The following is a 20,456-nucleotide window of genomic DNA, read 5'->3' as shown; positions in this document are numbered from 1 at the left end:
GCCTCTGCTTTCGTTCTCGGTGCTGCGGTGGAGGGACCGTGTGGTTATGGCGTCCCTCTCGCCTCACCATAGTCGTTGGCAGGCTGATCCGGCTCAGCCGATCACGCGGATCGGCGCACCTGCGATCCAGGCGGCGATGTCGTCGACCGCCTGAGTGAAGAAGATCCGATAGGTGTCTTCAGTGACATAGCCCAGGTGCGGGGTGAGCACGGTGCGCGGAGTGCTGCGCAGCCGATGGTCGACCGGCAGCGGCTCTTCGTCGTGGACGTCGAGTCCTGCGCCGCGGATTCCGCCGGCCTCCAGCACGGTGATGAGTGCGTCGGTGTCGACGAGTCCGGCGCGCGAGGTGTTGACGAGAATGCCGTCGGGCTTCATCGCCTCAAGCTCCGCTGCTCCGACGAGTCCCCTGCTGCGATCGCTCAGTTTGTAGTGGATCGTCACCACATCCGCGGTGGAGAACAGTTCGTCCTTGCTCACCGCGCGCACGCCCAGCCCGTCGGCTCGTTCCGCGTCGAGGTTCTGGCTCCACGCCACGACGTCCATGCCGAACGCCGCACCGACCCGGGCGACCTTCGTTCCCAACCGTCCCAGACCGACCACACCGAGGCGGTGCCCGTCGAGGTCTCCACCGACCGTCGACTGCCAGCCGCCGCCTCTGACAGCGGCGTCCTCGGCCGGGATGCTGCGCAGGACCGAAAGGATGAGTCCCCAGGTCAGCTCCGGTGTCGCCGAGGTGGTCGACTCGGTTCCGCAGACCACGATCCCCTGCGATCGCGCCGCCTCCACGTCGATGGAGGCGTTGACCCTCCCCGTGGTCACGAGCAGACGCAGGTCCGGCAGCCGTTCCAGCCGACCGGCGGTGAAGGCGGTTCTCTCACGCATCGCCACAACCACCTCGGCGCCGTGGAGGACCTTCACCAGGTCATCGTCGTCGACGATGGGGCGCGAGATGAACTCGACCTCGGCATCGAGGCCGCTCCAGTCCGCGAACTCCCCTGCCACCTGCTGATAGTCATCGAGAACGACGATGCGCATGCTTCCCCTCCTGTGCTCGTGTGACCTACATCCTAGAGCCGATAGGCTGGGTGGGTGAGTGCACCGATCATCCTGAGACAACGCAGCGGCCCCATCATCACGGTCATCGTGTGGGCTTTCCTCGCTTTCCTCCTCGGCGACGCACTTCTACGCGGAGCATGGGATACCGTCGGTCGTTTCGGACCCGCTCTTCTGCTCATCGGATGGGTCGCATTCGCCGTCCTGTGGAGGCCGGCGCTCGTCGTCGGAACCGACGAGGTCGAGGTCCGAGAGATACTGCGCACGATATCGGTGCCGTTCACCCGCATCCGGGATATCCGCTTAGGTTCGGTCGTGACGATCGAAGCATCCTCGCCGGACGGGGCCACGCGCACCATTCGACCGTGGAACGCTCCGGGAATGCCGAGAAGGAAGATCGATTCCGGACTGACCGGTGGCACTCGACCGGAGTCTCTGGACAATCACCCGGCGTTCGAACTGCTGCGTCGGTGGGAACATGATCAGAATGATGCACCCGGCAGGGAGATGCGAGCCGGCACGTCTGCTGGTGCCGAGGAAGTCAGAACTCGGTGGAGCTTCGGCGTCATCGGTGTGACTCTGGTGCTCGTGCTCCTGGTAGCGATCGAACTCATCTGAGCACAGAAAAACCGGCCCCGTGGGGAACGTGATCCCACGGGGCCGGCAGTCTCGGTTGACTTCAATCGATCAATGCATCACTTCTTGAAACCGATCTGGGTCCAGTCAGGGGTTTCGAGCTGACGCGGTCCGAGGTTGATGACGTCATCCCTGACGCCCCATACGTAGGGTGTCGGGTAGAAGGGAATGAGCGGCTTGAGCTTGAGCACTGCCGCGTCGCCCTCATTCGCCAGTTTCTTCGACTCGGCCGGGTCGAGTGTCTTCGTTGCCGCCTTGAACTTCTCGCCGATCGCATCGCTCGAGATCTTCGAAAGGTTCTGGGCAGAGTCTGCAGGGAAGAACAGGTTCGAACCCGAGGAGATCGGGAAGGCTGTGCCCTGCCAGGTGAACGTCGCCATCTCAAAGTTGCCGTTGAGCACGTGATCGGCGAAGTACGCAGCCACGGGAACGGTTTCGATCTCGACCTTGAAGCCGATCTCGTTGAGATCCTTCATCACCTGTTCGGCACGCTGAGCATTCGAAGCGGTGTCGGCGGGAACGACGATCTTGAACTTGAGCTGCTCGCCGTCCTTCTCGCGGACTCCTCCGTCGCCTTCTTTCCAGCCGGCATCGTCGAGGATCTTCTTCGCCTTCTCCTGGTCGAAGTCGAGTCCGCCGTCGGTATTGTCCTGGTAGCCTTCCTGGCCGGGCATGAATGTGACGTTGTTGACCAGTGTCACCGGAGCCTCGACTGGACCGATGGCGGCTTGAGCGATGGCTTCGCGGTTGATCGCGTGACCGATTGCGTCACGGACTTCCTGCTCCTTGAGCGCGCCTTTCTTCGCATTCATCGTCAGGTGCGTGTATTCCATGCCCTGCGACTTGTAAATCTCACCGTCTTCGCGCTTGCCTGCAGTCTTGTATGAGTCGCCATCGGTGCCGACGTCGACAAGGTCGATCTCCTTGTTGGCGTAAGCCTGAGCCTGCTGGGCCTGTGAGACGACCTTGAATACCACCTTGTCGAGCTTGGGCTCCTGTCCCCACCATTTGTCGTTCTTGACCATTGTGAGGACGCCGGACTTCGTGTCGAGCTTGTCAGCCTTGTACGGTCCGTTCGAAGGCAGGACCTTCTTCGTGTAGCCCTTATTGAACTTGTCGACCGACTTCGAGATCTCATCCGGCAGGAAGGCGCCGATGTAATTGGGCCAGTCGATGTTCGGGGTCTTGAAGGTGACCTTGACCTCGTGCTTGTCCTTGCCGGATTCGATCTTCTCGATGTCTTCGAAGCCCTTGGTCGAGGCGACCTCGTACTTTTTGTTTGAACCGTTCTGCGTCTTCCAGAAGGCCTTGTAGTCGTCCACATCGATGGCGGATCCGTCTTCCCATACGGCGTCCTTGTTGAGCTTGACGTCGATGACCAGGGGATCCTTACTGGCGATCTCGACGCTCTCAGCGTAGTTCTTGTCGACTTCCCAGGTGCCGTCGTCCTTGATTTTGACCGGTCCGCCCAAAGAGGTGCCGTAGATGTTGTTGTTGTCCACGTGAGCGCCGTCGGCGTGGTAGTAGTTGAGGCTCGCGGGGACTTCGGTGATCGGGTAGGTCAGCGTTCCGCCGTCCTTGACCTCGTCGTATCCGGCTTTCTGATAGTCGGTGGTGGGGAGACCGGAGATCTCCTTGTCCGCCTTGTCGCTGTCGACTCCGCCGGAGTCCTTGTTCGCCTGCTGGCAGCCGGACAGTGCCAGGCCCAGCGCAGCGGTCGCGGCGACGACCATTGTCGCCTTCTTCCTCATTCTCATGAGTTCCTCATTTCTAGTGTGGTGTTCCTCGAGGTGGTGTGTGGGCGGGGCTTCAGGTTGCGATGTCGAGCTCCGTGATCCGTTCCGCATGGTGGCAGGCGACGAGGTCGCCTTCCAACGGACGCGGACGAGGGTCATCGGTCAGGCACACTTGCCTGTCGCCGTCCGGCAGCAGGTTGAACAGCGGACATCTGGTGCGGAAGTTGCAGCCCGAGATCTCATCGGTCGGGCTCGGCAGATCACCAGTGAGCAGCACCCGTTCCCGTGACCGTTCGACTTCAGGGTCGGGCACCGGGATCGCCGACATCAGTGCACGTGTATAGGGGTGCCGTGGCTGGCGATAGAGCGCATCGGATTCGCCGTACTCGACGATCCGACCGAGATACATGACAGCCACATAGTCCGAAATCTGTCGGACGACTGCGAGGTCGTGAGCGACGAACAGATAGGACAGCCCCAAGGTGTCTCGAAGATCTTCGAGCAGATTGATGACTCCGGCTTGGACGGACACGTCGAGAGCGGAGACGGGTTCGTCGAGGACGAGCAGCTTCGGATTCGTCACCAAGGCCCGAGCAATGCCGATACGCTGACGTTGACCACCGGAGAATTCGTGCGGATAGCGTTCGGCCATCGAGGCGTCGAGGCCGACGAGTTCGAGCATCTCGGCAACTTTGTCGTTGCGTTCCTGGGCCGGCACCTTGTGCACAGTCAGCGGTTCGGCGATCACCTCGCCGACCGGCAGGCGCGGGTCGATAGCAGCCATCGGATCCTGAAAGACGACCTGGACGTCTTTGCGCATGGCCAGACGTTCGCGCTTGTTCAGGTCCGCGACATCAACGCCGTTGATGACCAGTCGCCCCTTCTGCGGAGAGACCATCTCCAGGACTTCGCCGATCGTCGTCGACTTCCCACAGCCCGATTCGCCCACCAGACCGAGAGTCTGACCGGCCTTGATTTCGAGGTCGATTTCGTCGACGGCTTTCACCGTGCCGATCTGCCTCTTGAACACGGCACCCTTGAGCAGAGGGAAGTGCTTCTGCAGACCGGTGACCTCGAGGATGTTCGGTGCTGAATCGTCCCTCACCCGAGTCGCCACCGGGTCGGGGCGAGGGTAGATGTCCTTGGCTTCCAGATCGCCCCGCGCGATCTCATCGGCACGGTGGCAGGCGGCCAGCACCCCGGCGATTCCGTGCTCGCCGAGTTCGGGTTCGACCTCGCGGCACTTGTCGACCGCGATCGGGCAGCGCGGTGCGAATGGACATCCCGGCGCCAGGTTCGACAGCGACGGCGGTTTGCCCTCGAGCGGTACGAGTCGTTGGGTCCCTGCGGTCGCCAGGTTCGGCACTGACCGCAGCAGCCCTGTCGTGTAGGGCATCTGCGGGCTGCGGAAGACCTGTTCCACTCCCCCGGTCTCGACCAGACGGCCCGCGTACATGACGGCAATCCGGTCTGCGTTGCCGGCGACCACACCGAGGTCGTGGGTGATCAGCACGATCGCTGCACCGGTGATCTCTCGAGCCTTCTGCAGCACGTCGAGGATCTGGGCCTGGATCGTCACATCCAATGCGGTCGTCGGCTCGTCGGCGATGATGAGGTCCGGGTCGTTGGCGATCGCAATAGCGATCATGGCTCGCTGCCGCATGCCTCCGGAGAACTCGTGCGGATAGGATTTCACCCGCCGTTCCGCCCCGGGAATGCCGACGATCTTGAGCAACTCGATCGCTCGGTCGTTCGCTGCCTCCTTCGACAGACTCGGATCATGGATGATCAGGCCCTCGGAGATCTGTTCGCCGATCGTAAAGACGGGAGTCAGGGCCGACAGCGGATCCTGGAAGACCATTGCGATTTCGCGGCCGCGCAGCTTCGACATCTGGTGGTCGTTCATATCGAGCAGAGACTGTCCGCGGTAACGGATGGAGCCGGCGATCTGGGCAGTGGAGGGAAGCAGCCCCATCACAGCCATCGAGGACACGGATTTGCCGGAGCCGGATTCGCCGACGATGCCGAGGAATTCGCCGGGCTTGACCTCATAGTTGACTCCACGCACGGCGTGGACATCGCCCTTGGGGTTGGGGAACGTCACTGTCAGGTCTCTGACCTCGAGAATGGGTTCGGCCGCGGTGACGGGGTCGAGATCGATGTCAAGGGTTTCAGTCACGGTTGACTCCTGAGGTCGGGTCGATCGCATCCCGCAGGGCATCGGCCATCAGGCTGATCGCGAAGAGCATGAGCACGAGCACACCCGCGGGGAAGACGAACAGCCAGGGGCGTGTTGCAGCCGCGCCGGAGCCGTCGGCCAGCAGAGTGCCGATCGAGACGTCGGGCTTCTGAATGCCCAGGTTGAAATAGCTCAGAGACGTCTCGGCAAGAATTGCCGACACCACACCCAAGGTCGCATCGACGATGAGGATCGATGCCACGTTGGGGATGATGTGACGGCTGAGGATCTTCGGAGTCGAGACCCCCATATAGCGAGCCGCCCGCACGAAGTCGCGGTCCTTGATCGCCTTGGTCTGATTGCGCACGACCTGGGCCATGATCATCCAGCCGAAGAGCACGAGGAAGACGACGATGGCCGTCCACGACAGCTGCCTCAGCAGCGGTGCCATGAGCACAAGGATGAAGAAGGACGGAAGCACGAGCAGAAGGTTGATGAACCAGACGATGATCGCTTCGACTCGACCACCGAAGTAACCTGCCGTCGATCCGATGATGGCGGCCAGAATGCTCGCACACGGTCCTGCGATGATGCCGATGAGCAGCGACTTCTGCAGTCCGACCACGGTCTGGGCGTAGATGTCCTGGCCGATCGTGTTCGTGCCGAACCAGTGCTGGGCGCTCGGCGGTTCGTTGAGGGCGAAGACGTCCTGGTCGGTCGGCGAGTATATGTTGATGGTGTTGCCGAACAGTGCGAAGAGGACGAAGAACGCGAGCAGGATCCCGCCGACCCAGAATCGCGGGGTCGAGCGCAGGCGCCGCCAGATGAGCATCGCCCGAGAAGTCGGCTTCGAACGCTTCGACACCACCTCGGTGCCGGGTTCTGTGGAGATCGGGATATCTGTTGCCATGTCAGATCCTCACTCTCGGGTCGAGCGCGGCATAGAGAACCTCGGACAGGGTCGAGGCCAAGAGTGTGAGCACTGCGACGAAGAGGACGGAGCCTGCGGCCGCGTTGATATCGGACCCCAGGATCGAGTTGATAGTGAACTGGCCCATGCCATTCCAGGAGAAGACGACTTCAAGCATCGCCGAACCCGCAACCAGCGTGCCGAATGCATAGGCGAAGTAGGTCGACATCGGGATGAGTGCGACGCGCACGCCGTGCTTGACCAGCGCGGTCTTGCGGGTGCGGCCCTTGGACCGAGCCGTGCGGATGAAATCGGAGGCGAGCACATCGAGCATGACCGAACGCTGGTAGCGCGAGTACGTCGCGGCGCCCATGAGCACGAGCGCCAGAGTCGGCAGCAGCATATGCGATAACTGGTCGGTGAACCACGGGATGAACCCGGGGTCGATATTCGCCGAATAATCACCCGAGAAGCGGATGAGCGTCGTGCCGAGGGCATTGTTGAAACCGGTGGCGATGATCATGAGGATCACACCGATGACGAATGTCGGGGTGGCGATGATGAGGTAGGACGAGTAGGTCACGACCTGGTCAGACGCCTTGTACTGCTTGACGGCTCCCCAGACGCCGAGGATGACACCGAGGATCGCTCCGATGATCGAACCGATGAGCAGGAGCTTGAGGCTGACACCGGCGCGGACGAGGATCTCCTGCAGCACCGGAGAATTGTGCACCGTTGTGCCGAAGTCAGCGTGGAGGAAGATGTTCGTCAGCCAGTTCCAGGTTCTTTCGAGAACCGGGACTTCGGGATTCGTGCCGTGGCCATTGAGGATTGATCGGATCGAATCCTCTGACAGCGGCGGATTCTGGCCGCGGTACCGGGAGGCCGGATCCATGAAAGAGCTGGAAGTGATGTAGGCGGTGACCGTCGCTATGAACGCGAGGATGAAGTAGTTGATGAACCGCCGCAGAACGTATTTGCCCATGGCGTCGACTACGACACAGGGATCAGCCGAGCCTCACCGGTCATCGAGTAATGGTGCATGGGACCCGGCAGCTGAGAGTAGATCTCACGGCGAATCGGGTAAGCGGTGCGAATCATCAACGATCAAGGTTCCTTTGCGCGAATTTTCCTCTGATCAGTCAATATGAGTGAACCGTCAATGGTTCATCACAGAAGACTGAACGTGTCTGCACTGTATCCCTGTGTGACCTGTTGCACAAACGTCTCTTGCAGTAATCATTGCGACAAGGCCGCGTGTCCCCCGGAAATCCGCGCGACACGCCGAAGTAACTTTTCGGTAACTGTAGTTCCGTGTCGCGGCTTCAGATCAGCTGATGCTGTGATCAGCGAAGATCCCCACAAAATCGCCGAGGCGGTGCAGACGTGACGTCTGCACCGCCTCGGCGATGGTGGTACCGATCCGTGTCGCTGAGCGTCACGCGGAAGCGTGCGGGGTCAGCAATGGACCTTGAGCTGGATCAGAAGCAGACCGCGCCCTTCGACGCCGACTGCACGAGCTTCGCGTACTTGCCGAGCACGCCGGTGAGGCGATGGTTGTCCGGGATCGTCCAGGACTTGCGACGCTCGGCCAGCACCTCCTCGTCGACGTGGAGCTCGATCGAGCGGGCCGCGATGTCGACGGTGATCTTGTCACCGTCCTCGACGAGCGCGATCGGGCCGCCGTCGACCGCCTCGGGGGCGATGTGGCCGATGCACAGACCGGTCGAACCGCCGGAGAAGCGGCCGTCGGTGAGCAGCAGGACGTCCTTGCCGATACCCGCGCCCTTGATGGCTCCGGTGATCGCGAGCATCTCGCGCATTCCGGGTCCGCCCTTGGGTCCTTCGTAGCGGATGACGACGACGTCGCCTTTCTTCAGTTCGCCGTTCAGCACGGCATCCATCGCCGGCTTCTCCTGGTTGAAGACGCGAGCGGTGCCTTCGAATACATCGGCGTCGAAGCCCGCGGACTTCACGACGGCACCCTCAGGAGCTAGAGATCCCTGCAGCACGGTGAGGCCGCCGGTGGCGTGGATCGGGTTGTTGAGCGCGCGCAGGATCTTCCCGTCCGGGTCCGGCGGGTTGATCGACTCGAGGTTCTCGGCCACGGTCTTGCCGGTCACGGTCAGGCAGTCGCCGTTGAGCAGACCGGCGTCGAGGAGGGCCTTCATGATCACGGGCACGCCGCCGATCTTGAAGACATCGTTCATCACGTACTGGCCGAAGGGCTTGACGTTGCCCAGGTGCGGAACCTTGTCGCCGATGCGGTTGAAGTCGTCGAGCTCGAGTTCCACTCCGGCCTCGTGGGCGATGGCCAGCAGGTGGAGGACTGCGTTCGTCGAACCGCCGAAGGCCATGACCACGGCGATGGCGTTGTGCAGCGATTCGCGGGTGATGATGTCGCGCGCAGTGATGCCCTGGCGCAGCATGTTCACGACCGCCTCGCCGGACTTGCGAGCGAACATCGTGCGATTGCGGTGGATGGCCGGCGGAGCGGCCGAACCCGGCAGCGACATCCCCATGGCCTCGGCGGCCGAGGCCATCGTGTTCGCCGTGTACATTCCGCCACAGGCACCCTCACCGGGGCAGACGGCACGTTCGATGGCGTCGACGTCCTTCTGGGACATGGTGCCGGCGCGGCAGGCGCCGACGGCCTCGAAGGCATCGATGAGGGTGACTTCCTTCTCCGAGCCGTCCTCCATCTTTGCGGTTCCGGGCATGATCGAACCGTTGTAGAGGAAGACGCTGGAGAGTCCGAGGCGGGCGGAGGCCATGAGCATTCCGGGGATCGACTTGTCGCAGCCGGCCATGAGCACGGAGCCGTCGAGCCGTTCGGCGCTCATCACGGTTTCGACGGAGTCGGTGATGACCTCACGGGAGACCAGCGAGTAGTGCATCCCCTCGTGGCCCATCGAGATTCCGTCCGAGACGGAGATGGTGCCGAATTCCAGCGGGAAGCCGCCGGCCTCGTGGACGCCTTCCTTGGCGGCCGAACCGAGACGCTGCAGCGACATGTTGCAGGGGGTGATCTCGTTCCACGAGGTCGCGATCGCGATCTGCGGCTTCACCCAGTCATCGTCGCCCATGCCGACGGCGCGAAGCATTCCGCGTGCGGCGGTGGCTTCGAGGCCGTCCGTGACATCGCGGGAACGGGGTTTGATGTCGGGAGTGGTGTTGTCTGTATCGATGCTCATGCAGGCATGCTACGCCCGATTTCAGCATCCGCACGCCGGACTCTCGCATGGTGGAACCTCTCCTGGGCACCACGCGAGAGTCCGACAGCGAGGCGGAGTTGCGGGCCTGCTTAGGTCAGATTCGCGTGACCTAATGACGGCACGTCAGCCCTGTTCGAAAGCCTCAGTGCTGCGGTGGAACATCAGGCCTTGATGAGGTTGACCGGCTGCTGCCCGTCGTTGATCCGCCTGACCTGCTCGGCGAGAATCTTCACGACTCGGGGCTCGAACGCCGAGGTGTCGCCTCCGACGTGGGGCGTAATGAGGGTGTTCGGGGTGCCCCACAGTGCGTGGTTGCGCGGCAGCGGCTCCGGGTCGGTGACGTCGAGGGCGGCATGGAGTCGGCCGGTGGCGAGCTCGGCCACGAGCGCATCCGTGTCGACCACCTTGCCGCGGGCGACGTTGACGATGAGCGCATTGTCGGGAAGCTGGCTGAGGAACTTCTCGTCGACGAGGTGGTGGGTGCCCTCGTTGAGCGGGGTGATGAGCACAACCACCTCGGTGTGGGGCAGCAGCTTCGGCAGCTCGTCGACGCCGTGGATCTTCCCGCGCTCGTCCTCACGCGCGGTCGAGGCCACGCGAGTGAGCTGAACCTCGAAGGGGTCGAAGCGATCGGCGATGGCCGAGCCGATCTCACCGACGCCGATGATCATCACGCGACGGTCCTGCAGCGAACGGTAGCGATGGTGCTCCCACACCCGCGAGACCTGCGAGCGCACGGCGTCGTCGATGCCGCGTAGGCTGGCCAGGGTCAGTGCCAGAGCGAGCTCGGCGGTTCCTCCGGTGTGCACGCCCGAGGCGGTCGCGACCTGGATCCCGCGTTCGGGCAGGTGGGAGACGGGGTCGAATCCGGTCGTCTGCGTGATCACCAAGCGCAGGTTGGGCAGTTCGTCGAGCAGCTCGATCGTCGGTCCGGAATCCAGGTAGGGCAGGACGACGACGTCGACATCGTCGCGGCTGAGCTTGGCCGATCGCTCGGCATCGGAGAAGACGACGAGGTCGACATCGGCGCGCTGGTGAGCAGGGATCTGAGCGATCACACGGTTGCGGAGCTCGGAGTTCGGGAAGGCGATTGTGGTGATGGACATGCCCACATTGTGGCACGCAGACCCGCCCCGCGCCGAGAACTTCGTCACTCTGAGATGGCGGGCCTCAGCACACGGGAGGAACCCGCTTCATCACTCGGCCGGAACCCGCTTCATCACTCGGGCAGGGAGTTCCCGATCCGTGTGAACACGGCCTCGATCACCTCGAGTTCGGCGTCGCTGACATGGTCGAAGAAGACCTCGTCGACATAGCTCTTGTGCTTGGAGCCCGCGGACAGGAATGCCCGTGCCCCCGCCTCGGTCAGCGCCACATTGTGCGCGCGCCCGTCGTCGAGGCACTGGGTCTTCGTCACCAGTCCTGCGTCGACGAGGACCTTGATCCGATAGTTCAGCCGCGACGGCGAGAATACGAGCTTCTTCGCCAGGGCGCTCATCGTCAGTGTCCGCTCCGGTGCTTCCCACAGCAGGAGCAGAGTGTTGTAGTCGCTGACGTCGAGCCCTGCATCGTCCTTGAGCTGGACTTCGAGGGCCTGACGGAGGCGCTGCGAGGTCTCGAAATAGGTCCGCCACGCGTTCTGCGCCAGCGTCTCCTTCCCGAGTCCGAATCTGATCTCCGTCATCTCAGCCCTCGAGCAGCTGTGCGAACGGGGTGACGTTCGCGGGGTCGAATTCGTCGACGATTCCGCGATGCACCGAGGAGGTGCCCCGGGTCGCGTTCGCCCCTGCACCTGCGTGCGAATCGGGGTCGGCCACCTCGGCGAAGTCGTCATTTCCGGCCCCGATGATCGTTGCGGTCAGGGACACGAGTTCCTCCCCCGCCTGGCGGATCCGGGCGGTCAGCGCACGGCCGCCTTCGACGGTTCCCCAGTCGTCGGTCGCGGCGAACACCGTGGTGGGCACGACGATGCCCTTGAGGTAGGACAGCATCGGCCGCAGCACCGCGTCCCCGGCCAGCGAATGGCGGGCAGTTCCGCCGGTGGAGGCGATGAGCACGGGCTTGCGGCTCAGCGCCCTGTCGTCGACGAGCTGCCAGAACAGGGTGTGCAGGCCGACGGGGGCTGCCTTGTACACCGGTGCGACGGTGACGATCGCATCGGCGGCGGCGATGGTCGCAAATGCCTGCTCCAACGCTTCGGAGCGGAACCCGGTCAGGGTCATATCCGTGAGCGCGGTGGCGAGGCTGCGGACGTTGATGACGTCCGTGGTCACGTCGATGCCCACCGATTCCCCCGCCGAGGCGGCAGATGCGAGCACTCGATCGGTGAGTTTGAGTGTGGTCGAGTCCTCGCTGAGCGAGGTGGTCACGGCCACGATGTGCATCGTGTTCGTACTCATGAGCGATTCGCTCCTTCCTGTGTCGCATTCTGGGCCGCTTCGGCGGCGCGTGCCTGCCGGTCTTCGAACGCACGCGATCCCTCTCCGCCGCCGGGGATCGGGTCCCGGCCTTCGCGATGGCGGATGACGAGGGATTCGTGGGTGGGAGCGTCGGGGACGTCGGCCGGGCGGCCCTTCGCGAACTCCTCGCGGAGGACGGGGATGACCTCTTCGCCGAGGAGGTCGAGCTGTTCGAGCACCGTCTTCTGCGGCAGTCCCGCATGATCGATGAGGAAGAGCTGGCGCTGGTAGTCCCCAGCCCATTCGCGGAAGCTCAGGGTGCGTTCGATGACCTGCTGCGGCGAACCGACGGTCAGCGGGGTCTGCGTCGAGAAGTCCTCGAGGCTGGGTCCGTGGCCGTAGACCGGGGCGTTGTCGAAGTAGGGGCGGAACTCGCGGACGGCGTCCTGGGAGTTCTTGCGCATGAATACCTGACCGCCGAGGCCGACGATCGCCTGGCTGGCCGTGCCGTGGCCGTAGTACTCATAGCGCTGACGGTAGAGCTGAACCATCCGCGCGGTGTGCGAGGTCGGCCAGAAGATGTTGTTGTGGAAGAACCCGTCGCCGTAGTAGGCGGCCTGTTCGGCGATCTCGGGGCTGCGGATCGATCCGTGCCAGACGAACGGCGGCACTTCGTCCAGTGGGGTCGGGGTGACGGTGAAGCCGCCCAGCGGAGTGCGGAACTTGCCTTCCCAGTCAAGGTTCTTCTCACGCCACAGACGGTAGAGCAGGTTGTAGTTCTCGACCGCCAGCGGGATGCCGGCACGGATGTCCTTGCCGAACCACGGATAGACGGGGCCGGTGTTGCCGCGGCCCATGATCAGGCTGATGCGACCGTCGGAAAGGTGCTGCGCGTACGAGTAGTCTTCGGCGATGCGCACGGGATCGGTCGTGGTGATGAGCGTCGTCGCCGTGGAGAGTTCGAGCTTCTCTGTCTGTGCGGCGATATTGGCCAGCAGGATCGGCGGGTTCGCCGGGGCCACGAAGGGCGGGTTGTGGTGCTGACCGGTGGCGAAGACGTCGAGGCCGACTTCTTCTGCCTTCTTGGCGATCTCGACGGTGTTCTTGATCCGCTGGTTCTCGCTGACGGTGGTGCCGTCGGTGGGGTCGGTGGTGACATCGCCGATGGTGAAGATTCCGAATTCCATGACGCCTCCTGCATCTGGGCCGATCGGGGTTCGCACGACCGGCCTCCTCATTGGATTAACTTCAATTTTGAAGTAACTAGTTGAAATCTTAACAGAAGTGGCCGCGAAAGTATTCCCGGGGATGCAGAGCGGCCCCCGCCGAAAGGCAGGGGCCGCCTTCACGCGGTTCGGGGTGGTGGTCAGATCCAGAGAGCAGGGTCCTCGAGGATGAAGTCCGGACGTTTCGTCGACGCTTCGACCTCCGCTTTCGCCGAGGCGGCTCCGTCCTTCTTCTTCGAGCGCACGGTTGCGGGAATTCCCACAGCACTCGAGTCGGCTGCCACGTCCTTGACGACGACTGCATTGGCGCCGACCGCGGAGTTGTCGCCGACGACGACAGGGCCGAGGATCTTCGCCCCGGCACCGACAAGCACGTGATTGCCGATCGTCGGGTGCCGCTTCGTCTGCGCCATCGACGTGCCGCCGAGGGTGACCTGGTGGTAGAGCATGACGTCGTCGCCGATCTCCGAGGTCTCGCCGATGACGACGCCGTTGGCATGGTCGATGAAGAATCGACGCCCGATCTCCGCTCCCGGATGGATCTCGACCCCGGTCAGCGTCCGCACGAGCTGAGACATCAGTCGAGCCGGCACCTTTCCCGCGTCGTGCTGCCACAGCCGGTGCAGTCCGCGGTGCGCCCAGATGGCGTGCATGCCGGGGTAGGAGACCAGCGAGACGAAATCATTGCGTGCCGCCGGGTCGCGTCGCTTCACGGTCTCAAGGTCTTCTTTGAGCGTCTCGCGCACACCGGGTCGGCTCAGTCCATAGGCTGCCGCACCCACGGCGGCCGCGGCCGCTGCCCACAGTGCCTTCATCGTTGACTCCCTTGCTCATCAGTCTCGGTCTATCTCGTGCAAGTCGGATCCGGTCGAAAGAATTCCCACGCCTCTCTGACGCAGAACTCCTCAGACAGCGAGGGCGCCAAACCGAAGTCTGACGCCCTCACGCTGATCACTCGATGTCAGTCGAGGTATTCGGAGAACAGCGGTGTCGACAGGTAGCGCTCACCGAAGTCAGGGAGGATGACGACGATGCGCTTGCCGGCGTTCTCCGGGCGTGCGCCGACAGCCTCGGCCGCCGCCAGGGCAGCACCGGAGGAGATGCCCACGAGGAGGCCCTCTTCCTTCGCGACCTCACGGGCACGCTCGATGGCTGCATCGTTGTCGACGGTGGCGACTTCGTCGTAGATCTCGGTGTTGAGCACCTTGGGCACGAAGTTCGCGCCGAGCCCCTGGATCGCGTGCGGTCCGGCCTTGCCTTCGGTCAGCAGCGGCGAAGCGGCGGGCTCGACGGCGACGATCTTCACGTCAGGGTTGGCCTCGCGCAGGGCTGCGCCGGCACCGGTGATGGTGCCGCCGGTGCCGATGCCGGAAACGAAGATATCGACCTTGCCGTCGGTGTCGGCGAGGATCTCGGGGCCGGTGGTGGCCTTGTGGATCTCGGCATTGGCCTGGTTCTCGAACTGGCGCACGAGCACGGCGCCGCCGGCGGCGAGTTCCTCGGCCTTGGCGACCGCACCCTTCATGCCGTCGGCCTTGTCGGTGAGGACGAGCTCGGCCCCGAAGGCGCGCAGCAGAGCGCGACGTTCCTTCGACATCGACTCCGGCATCGTCAGCTTGACCTTGTAGCCGCGCGAGGTGCCGACCATCGCCAGGGCGATGCCGGTGTTTCCGGAGGTGGCCTCGACGATGGTGCCGCCGGGCTGCAGTTCGCCCGACTTCTCGGCTGCGTCGATCATCGCCACACCGATGCGGTCCTTGACGGAGTTGCCCGGGTTGTACGATTCGAGCTTCGCGACGATTTCGGCACCGGAGCGTTCGCTGGCCTTGTTGACGCGGATCAGTGGGGTACGGCCGACCAGATCGGAAACGTTGTTGAAGATGGTCAAAGTAAGTCCTTTCACGCTACTGTGTGCACCCGCCGTCACAGGCCTCTCACCACTCGGCAGGGATGTTCCGGCAGGGGGTTGAGCGACAGCTTTCATCTCGTGGTCCGAGACGGCTTGTGCTCATCATAACCACGCCGACCCTGAAAATGTTCCCAGAAATGTTGCTCAACAATCTCTGTTCGCTGGGGGCGAAACTTTATGACGCCGTGTAACACAGACCCGAGATAATCACGTATCGATCGACCTGCATCAGAGCCGGATCGGGCCAACCGCTGAGCAATCGGTGAACCAAATCACCGAAATGGCCGCCTCGGTGAGTTCGTCCCTGCACTGACGGGGAACTGGCGTCGGGCGGGGTCTGAGACGGTCTCCATAGACCGATACGATTGTCCTCATGGCTATTCATCCCATCGTCGTCTACGGCGAGCCCGTTCTGCATCGTCGTGCCGAGAAGATCACCGAGTTCGATGACGATCTCGCCGAGCTTGTTGCAGACATGCACGAGACCCTCGATGCCAGCAACGGCGTCGGTCTGGCCGCGCCGCAGATCGGCGTCGGAAAGTCCATCTTCGTCTTCAACGCCGACGACGACTATGGTGTGCGTCGTCGCGGCACCTTCGTCAATCCCGTGCTCATCGCATCGAAGGTCCCGGACACGCGTCCCGATCCCGACGATGAGACGGAAGGATGCCTGTCGGTGCCGAGTCTCGACTTCCCGCTCAAACGTGCCGACAGGGTCACCGTCAACGGCTTCGATGAGTCAGGTGCTCCGGTAACGCTGAGCGCGGACGGGTGGTTCGCCCGCATCATGCAACACGAATACGACCACCTGCAGGGAACTCTCTACGTCGACCGTCTCGATAAGCGCTGGTCGAAGAAGTGGAAGAAGGCCCAGGAGGCTCATGGCTATAATCAGCCGGGGCTGTCATGGATGCCGGGAGTCGACCCGGACCCCTTCGGTCACTGAGTTCGGGCCGGTGAGGGCCTAAGCCTCGAGTTCGTCCACGGACTTCTGTGCCGCGGCCAGACGGCTGTCGAAGTCGTCGAAGTCATCGGCGGTCTGATCGAGTTCGGCGACGAGCCCGGAGATGATCGAAGACTGCGAATCCGCATCGATGCGCAACTCTCTGAACTGCCAATCGGCGGAATCATCGGCGGCTGTGCGGGACAGCACGTCGAGCACCCGATCGCCGAGTTCGCGGGAGCGTTCGGAGTTGTGCAGCAGCATGAGCTGCTGATCGAGGTCGAGCAGACGCTCATAGTATTCGTGCATCGACTCCACGCGGCGCGCCATCGACGAGAACGCGACGGCCAGTTTCGACAGATATGTCTCCACCGACTTCGCGGTTCCCGCATCGCGGATGCCTTCGATCTCCTCGCGCAGACTGACGAGTTCCTGCAGTCGCACGCCGATGGAGGCCACAGCGTGGTCGAGGTCGACGCGGGAGACGTGGTCTTTGAGTATCGGGTGGGTCCAAGCACGGGTGCGCACGATCTTGCGAGCAATGGTGACGGCGAGATGGAACAGGCGCTGTTCGTCTGTATCGCGGCCTTCCTTGCGACCGGGCAGATAGCCGAGGCTGGCCGGGGTCACCCATTTGGCGCCGGCGACCTTGCGCCGGTTCTTCCGGCTCAGACGCTTCGGGTCACGCAGGTATTTGGGGCCGGTGACGGCGGCGAAGATCCCGGTTCCCACGGCAGTTGCCGCTCCCATTCCGCCGAAGGTCAGTGCGGCATCGGCGAATCCCGAGACCAGTGCCAGTCCACCAGGTGCTGCGAATCCTGCGGTCACGGCAGTGCCGGCGGCGGTACCGCCCTTGAACAGGACGCTGGAGCGGAAGAAGTTCCGGCTCATTCCCCCGGTGAGCATGATCGCGCTCGGGGCTCCTGCCGTGTAACGGTAACCGCGGGCGCTCCAGGCACGCAGCACCGCCTCGTTGACGCTGTCGGGCACGAGCACCCGATAGATCGGCGCGGACTTCCCGCATTCGCTCTTCCACAGCGACTTCCACTCAGACACCGCTTCACCTCCACGCGTGTGGGTCACGCATTCGGCCCTGTCCCTGCGGGCCATCGCTTGCGGGGAATGCGAACAGCCACACCCTCCGCTGTGTTCGGGAAACCGTTCGGTTCCCTTGGACGCACAGTCTAGAGGGTGTGGCTGGATCAATCCTGAGTTTCGGTCGGCGCTATCAAGCACCGGCTCCGATCAGGATCAGCGTCGGACCTGTTCTCAGCCGTTGATCTTGGCGAGGATGAGGTCCTTGGCCTTTCCGGCATCGGCCTGTCCGCGGGTGGCCTTCATGATCGGACCCATGAGCGCACCGATGGCCTGCATCTTTCCGCCCTTGATCTTCTCGACCACATCGGGGTTGGCCGCGATGGCCTCCTCGACGGCGGCTTCGAGCGCCCCGGTGTCCTCGACGATCTCGAGGTCGCGGGCCTTCATCACTTCGGCGGGCTCGCCTTCGCCGGCGACGACTCCGGTGAGCACATCCTTGGCCAGCTTGTCGTTGAGTTTGCCCTGATCGATGAGATCGACGAGGCCTGCCACCTGGGCGGGTGTGATGATCTCGGTGGGGTGCTTATCTTCCTGGTTGGCCAGGCGGGCGACCTCACCGGTCCACCATTTGCGCGCCTTCGCAGGCTTCGCACCTGCGGTGACGGTGTCCTCGATGGCTTCGAGGAGTCCCGCGTTGACGATGTCGCGCATCTCCAGGTCGGAGAACTTCCACTCACCGAGGAGGCGGCGGCGCTTCTGCGCCGGCAGCTCGGGAAGGGTCGCCCGCAGCTCCTCGACCCATTCGCGGGACGGCTGCAGTGGGACGAGGTCGGGCTCCGGGAAGTAGCGGTAGTCGTCGGCGTCGGACTTCGGACGCCCCGACGAGGTCTCGCCGGTCTCCTCATGGAAGTGGCGGGTCTCCTGCACGACCTTCTCCCCTGCTTCGAGGAGGGTCGCTTGGCGGCCGATCTCGAAACGCACTGCGCGTTCGATCGAACGGAAGGAGTTGACGTTCTTCGTCTCCGTGCGGGTGCCCAGCGGTGCATCGGGGCTCTCCCGCAGGGACACGTTTACGTCGGCGCGGACGTTGCCCTGTTCCATGCGGGCTTCGGAGACGTCGAGGGCGCGGAAGATGTCACGGAGCGTGCGCACATAGGCGGCGGCCACCTCGGCGGCTCTCTCCCCTGTCCCGGTGATCGGGTGGGTGACGATCTCCACGAGCGGGACACCGGCGCGGTTGTAGTCGACGAGAGAGTGGTCGGCACCCTGGATCCGGCCGGTGGCCCCTCCCACGTGGGTGTTCTTGCCGGCGTCTTCCTCCATGTGGGCGCGCTCGACGGGGACGGTGACGATGGTGCCGTCCTCGAGTTCGACCTCGACCTGGCCTTCGGCCGCGATGGGCTCATCGGACTGGCTCGTCTGGAAGTCCTTGGGCACGTCCGGGTAGAAGTAGTTCTTGCGGGCGAACCGGCAGGTCTCGGCGATCTCGCAGCCGAGCGCCAGACCGATCTTGATCGCGTACTCCACACCCTTCTCGTTGACCACGGGCAGGGACCCGGGCAGGCCGAGGGAGGTGGGGGTCACGTTGGTGTTCGGTCCCCCGCCGAAGGTGTTGGGGGCGGCGTCGAACATCTTGGTCGCGGTGCCGAGTTCGACGTGGACCTCGATGCCGATGACCGGATCGTATTTCTTGATCGCGTCTTCGTATTTCACTTGGCGTTCAGTCCTTCCGCGAGAGTGTCGAGCACGCGTCCGCCGGCGGATTCGAGTGCGGCTTCCAAGGGGCCGGCCACCTCGTAGAGTTTGATGTCCTCACGGGCCGGAGCCAGGATCTGGAAGCCGACGGGCAGACCATCGGCCAGACCTGCGGGCAGGGAAAGTCCGGGGATGCCGGCGAGGTTCGCCGGGATCGTCGCGACGTCGCCGAGGTAGAGGGCCATCGGGTCGGCGGCCTTCTCCGCACCGAACTTCAGCGCGGTCGTCGGAGTCGTCGGAGACACGAGGACGTCGCAGGCGGCGAAGGCCTTCGCGAAGTCGTTCTGCACCAGGGTGCGGATCTTCTGCGCCGAACCGTAGTAGGCGTCGTAGTAGCCGGCCGACAGAGCGTAGGTGCCGAGGATGATGCGGCGCTTGACCTCATCGCCGAAGCCGGCGGCACGAGTGGCCGACATGACGGTCTCGGCGGTGACGGGACCGGATTCCGGTTCGACGCGCAGGCCATAGCGCATGCCGTCGTAGCGGGCCAGGTTCGAAGACACCTCGGAGGGCATGATGAGGTAGTAGGCGTCGAGGGCGTAGGAGATCGACGGGCAGTCGACCTCGACGATCTCGGCACCGGCGGCAGCAGCGGTCTCGAGGGCTGCGGTGAACGCGGTGCGGACTCCGTCCTGGTATCCCTCACCGGCCAGTTGCTTGATGACGCCGAGCTTCTTGCCCTTGAGATCGCTGGTCTGAGCGGCATTGAGGAACCCGCCGACCTCATCGGGCAGCGAGGTCGAATCGAGCGGATCGTGTCCGGCCAGCAGTTCGTGCAGAGCTGCGGCATCGGCGACGTTGCGGCCCATCGGCCCGACCTGGTCGAGGCTCGAGGCCATGGCGATGATGCCGAAGCGCGAGATCGAACCGTAGGTCGGCTTCACGCCGACGGTGCCAGTGAACGCTGCGGGCTGGCGGACGGATCCGCCGGTGTCGGTGCCCACGGACAGCGGGGCCTGGAAACCGGCGAGGGCTGCGGCCGCACCACCAGAGGAACCGCCGGGCACGTGCTCGAGGTTCCACGGGTTGCGGGTGTTGCCGAAGGCCGAGTGCTCGGTCGTCGATCCCATCGCGAATTCGTCGAGGTTGGTCTTGCCGAGCACCGGCAGACCAGCGGCCTTGACCTTGTTGTGCACGGTCGACTCGTAGGGCGGAACCCAGTTCTCGAGCATCTTCGATCCCGCAGTGGTGGCCACACCTTCGGTGACGACGAGGTCCTTCAGCGCCACCGGGACGCCTGCCAGGGCGTGGAGGTCCTCACCGGCGGAGCGCTTGGCGTCGACGGCCTTCGCGGTCTCCAGGGCGAGTTCGTCGGTGACGGTGATGAAGGAGTTGAAGTCATCCTCGGTGGCGGAGATGCGGTCGAGGTGGGACTGCGTGACTTCGACGGAGGAGAACTCACCGGATTTCAGTCCTGCGGCGAGTTCGAGGGCGCTCTTGTTCGTCAGTTCGGTCAT

At 63.7% G+C, this 20,456-nt stretch carries 17 protein-coding genes; 2 read left to right on the top strand and 15 right to left on the bottom strand.

From position 1 onward, the window contains the following. Positions 1-93: 93 nt before the first annotated feature. Positions 94-1,035 (bottom strand): D-2-hydroxyacid dehydrogenase family protein, encoded by a 942-nt coding sequence (locus tag BEP01S_RS12570; RefSeq protein WP_062243779.1) that lies wholly within the window; start codon positions 1,033-1,035, stop codon positions 94-96. Positions 1,036-1,089: 54 nt separating this feature from the next. Here BEP01S_RS12570 and BEP01S_RS12565 point away from each other — a divergent pair, with 54 nt between their 5' ends. Further along, positions 1,090-1,671, top strand: a complete 582-nt coding sequence (locus tag BEP01S_RS12565) for a PH domain-containing protein (RefSeq protein WP_062243776.1) — start codon at positions 1,090-1,092, stop codon at positions 1,669-1,671. A gap of 77 nt (positions 1,672-1,748) precedes the next feature. On the opposite strand, the gene BEP01S_RS12560 is transcribed toward BEP01S_RS12565, so the two are convergent. The 11 genes from BEP01S_RS12560 to cysK form a co-directional block, all read right to left on the bottom strand. Continuing rightward, positions 1,749-3,446 carry an ABC transporter family substrate-binding protein gene (locus BEP01S_RS12560; RefSeq protein WP_062243774.1) on the bottom strand — a complete coding sequence of 566 codons (1,698 nt, stop codon included), beginning with the start codon at positions 3,444-3,446 and terminating at the stop codon, positions 1,749-1,751. Positions 3,447-3,498: 52 nt separating this feature from the next. Then, on the bottom strand, positions 3,499-5,604 hold the full coding sequence (locus BEP01S_RS12555) for an ABC transporter ATP-binding protein (protein ID WP_062243770.1): 2,106 nt from the start codon (positions 5,602-5,604) through the stop codon (positions 3,499-3,501). Continuing rightward, the gene (locus BEP01S_RS12550; protein WP_062243767.1) at positions 5,597-6,514 is read right to left on the bottom strand and encodes an ABC transporter permease; all 918 of its coding nucleotides are present in this window, start codon (positions 6,512-6,514) and stop codon (positions 5,597-5,599) included. Before BEP01S_RS12550 ends, BEP01S_RS12555 begins: the two co-directional genes overlap by 8 nt. A 1-nt stretch (position 6,515) precedes the next feature. Further along, on the bottom strand, positions 6,516-7,499 hold the full coding sequence (locus tag BEP01S_RS12545; RefSeq protein ID WP_062243764.1) for an ABC transporter permease: 984 nt from the start codon (positions 7,497-7,499) through the stop codon (positions 6,516-6,518). 496 nt (positions 7,500-7,995) lie between these two features. Then, positions 7,996-9,708 carry a dihydroxy-acid dehydratase gene (gene ilvD, locus BEP01S_RS12540; protein ID WP_039211062.1) on the bottom strand — a complete coding sequence of 571 codons (1,713 nt, stop codon included), beginning with the start codon at positions 9,706-9,708 and terminating at the stop codon, positions 7,996-7,998. Between the two features lie 182 nt (positions 9,709-9,890). Continuing rightward, complete coding sequence (locus BEP01S_RS12535; RefSeq protein WP_062243761.1) at positions 9,891-10,835, bottom strand: 2-hydroxyacid dehydrogenase; 945 nt, start codon at positions 10,833-10,835, stop codon at positions 9,891-9,893. Positions 10,836-10,948: 113 nt separating this feature from the next. Next, positions 10,949-11,413: a MarR family winged helix-turn-helix transcriptional regulator gene (locus tag BEP01S_RS12530; RefSeq protein WP_052240075.1), complete on the bottom strand. Its 465-nt coding sequence runs from the start codon at positions 11,411-11,413 to the stop codon at positions 10,949-10,951. 1 nt (position 11,414) lies between these two features. After that, positions 11,415-12,128: an NAD(P)H-dependent oxidoreductase gene (locus BEP01S_RS12525; protein WP_244882221.1), complete on the bottom strand. Its 714-nt coding sequence runs from the start codon at positions 12,126-12,128 to the stop codon at positions 11,415-11,417. Further along, positions 12,125-13,315, bottom strand: coding sequence for an LLM class flavin-dependent oxidoreductase (locus tag BEP01S_RS12520; protein ID WP_039211302.1), 1,191 nt, complete (start codon positions 13,313-13,315; stop codon positions 12,125-12,127). The genes BEP01S_RS12525 and BEP01S_RS12520 overlap by 4 nt, the downstream gene beginning before the upstream one ends. Before the next feature lie 179 nt (positions 13,316-13,494). Further along, on the bottom strand, positions 13,495-14,169 hold the full coding sequence (gene epsC, locus BEP01S_RS12515) for a serine O-acetyltransferase EpsC (RefSeq protein ID WP_083532705.1): 675 nt from the start codon (positions 14,167-14,169) through the stop codon (positions 13,495-13,497). Positions 14,170-14,315: 146 nt separating this feature from the next. After that, on the bottom strand, positions 14,316-15,242 hold the full coding sequence (gene cysK / locus BEP01S_RS12510) for a cysteine synthase A (RefSeq protein WP_062243758.1): 927 nt from the start codon (positions 15,240-15,242) through the stop codon (positions 14,316-14,318). Positions 15,243-15,636: 394 nt separating this feature from the next. Here cysK and def point away from each other — a divergent pair, with 394 nt between their 5' ends. Next, positions 15,637-16,209, top strand: a complete 573-nt coding sequence (def, locus tag BEP01S_RS12505; RefSeq protein WP_062243755.1) for a peptide deformylase — start codon at positions 15,637-15,639, stop codon at positions 16,207-16,209. 18 nt (positions 16,210-16,227) lie between these two features. On the opposite strand, the gene BEP01S_RS12500 is transcribed toward def, so the two are convergent. From BEP01S_RS12500 to gatA, 3 genes are all read right to left on the bottom strand, one after another. Next, positions 16,228-17,262, bottom strand: coding sequence for a hypothetical protein (locus tag BEP01S_RS12500; RefSeq protein ID WP_235355181.1), 1,035 nt, complete (start codon positions 17,260-17,262; stop codon positions 16,228-16,230). 213 nt (positions 17,263-17,475) lie between these two features. Further along, positions 17,476-18,957 carry an Asp-tRNA(Asn)/Glu-tRNA(Gln) amidotransferase subunit GatB gene (gene gatB / locus BEP01S_RS12495; protein ID WP_039211075.1) on the bottom strand — a complete coding sequence of 494 codons (1,482 nt, stop codon included), beginning with the start codon at positions 18,955-18,957 and terminating at the stop codon, positions 17,476-17,478. Next, entirely contained in the window at positions 18,954-20,456 is a 1,503-nt protein-coding gene (gene gatA, locus BEP01S_RS12490) for an Asp-tRNA(Asn)/Glu-tRNA(Gln) amidotransferase subunit GatA (RefSeq protein ID WP_062243752.1), read from the bottom strand. Before gatA ends, gatB begins: the two co-directional genes overlap by 4 nt.

The organism is Brevibacterium epidermidis NBRC 14811, from assembly GCF_001570805.1.
Taxonomy (GTDB): domain Bacteria; phylum Actinomycetota; class Actinomycetes; order Actinomycetales; family Brevibacteriaceae; genus Brevibacterium; species Brevibacterium epidermidis.
Note: the sequence above shows the minus strand (reverse complement) of the source record. Positions and strands in the feature narration are given on the sequence as shown.

Coding starts and splice junctions, on each gene's coding strand:
- gatA (WP_062243752.1), bottom strand. CDS start 20,456: ATGACCGAACTGACGAACAAGAGCGCCCTCGAACTCGCCGCAGGACTG.
- def (WP_062243755.1), top strand. CDS start 15,637: ATGGCTATTCATCCCATCGTCGTCTACGGCGAGCCCGTTCTGCATCGT.
- epsC (WP_083532705.1), bottom strand. CDS start 14,169: ATGAAGGCACTGTGGGCAGCGGCCGCGGCCGCCGTGGGTGCGGCAGCC.
- BEP01S_RS12520 (WP_039211302.1), bottom strand. CDS start 13,315: ATGGAATTCGGAATCTTCACCATCGGCGATGTCACCACCGACCCCACC.
- BEP01S_RS12525 (WP_244882221.1), bottom strand. CDS start 12,128: ATGAGTACGAACACGATGCACATCGTGGCCGTGACCACCTCGCTCAGC.
- BEP01S_RS12530 (WP_052240075.1), bottom strand. CDS start 11,413: ATGACGGAGATCAGATTCGGACTCGGGAAGGAGACGCTGGCGCAGAAC.
- ilvD (WP_039211062.1), bottom strand. CDS start 9,708: ATGAGCATCGATACAGACAACACCACTCCCGACATCAAACCCCGTTCC.
- BEP01S_RS12535 (WP_062243761.1), bottom strand. CDS start 10,835: ATGTCCATCACCACAATCGCCTTCCCGAACTCCGAGCTCCGCAACCGT.
- BEP01S_RS12545 (WP_062243764.1), bottom strand. CDS start 7,499: ATGGGCAAATACGTTCTGCGGCGGTTCATCAACTACTTCATCCTCGCG.
- BEP01S_RS12570 (WP_062243779.1), bottom strand. CDS start 1,035: ATGCGCATCGTCGTTCTCGATGACTATCAGCAGGTGGCAGGGGAGTTC.
- BEP01S_RS12560 (WP_062243774.1), bottom strand. CDS start 3,446: ATGAGAATGAGGAAGAAGGCGACAATGGTCGTCGCCGCGACCGCTGCG.
- BEP01S_RS12550 (WP_062243767.1), bottom strand. CDS start 6,514: ATGGCAACAGATATCCCGATCTCCACAGAACCCGGCACCGAGGTGGTG.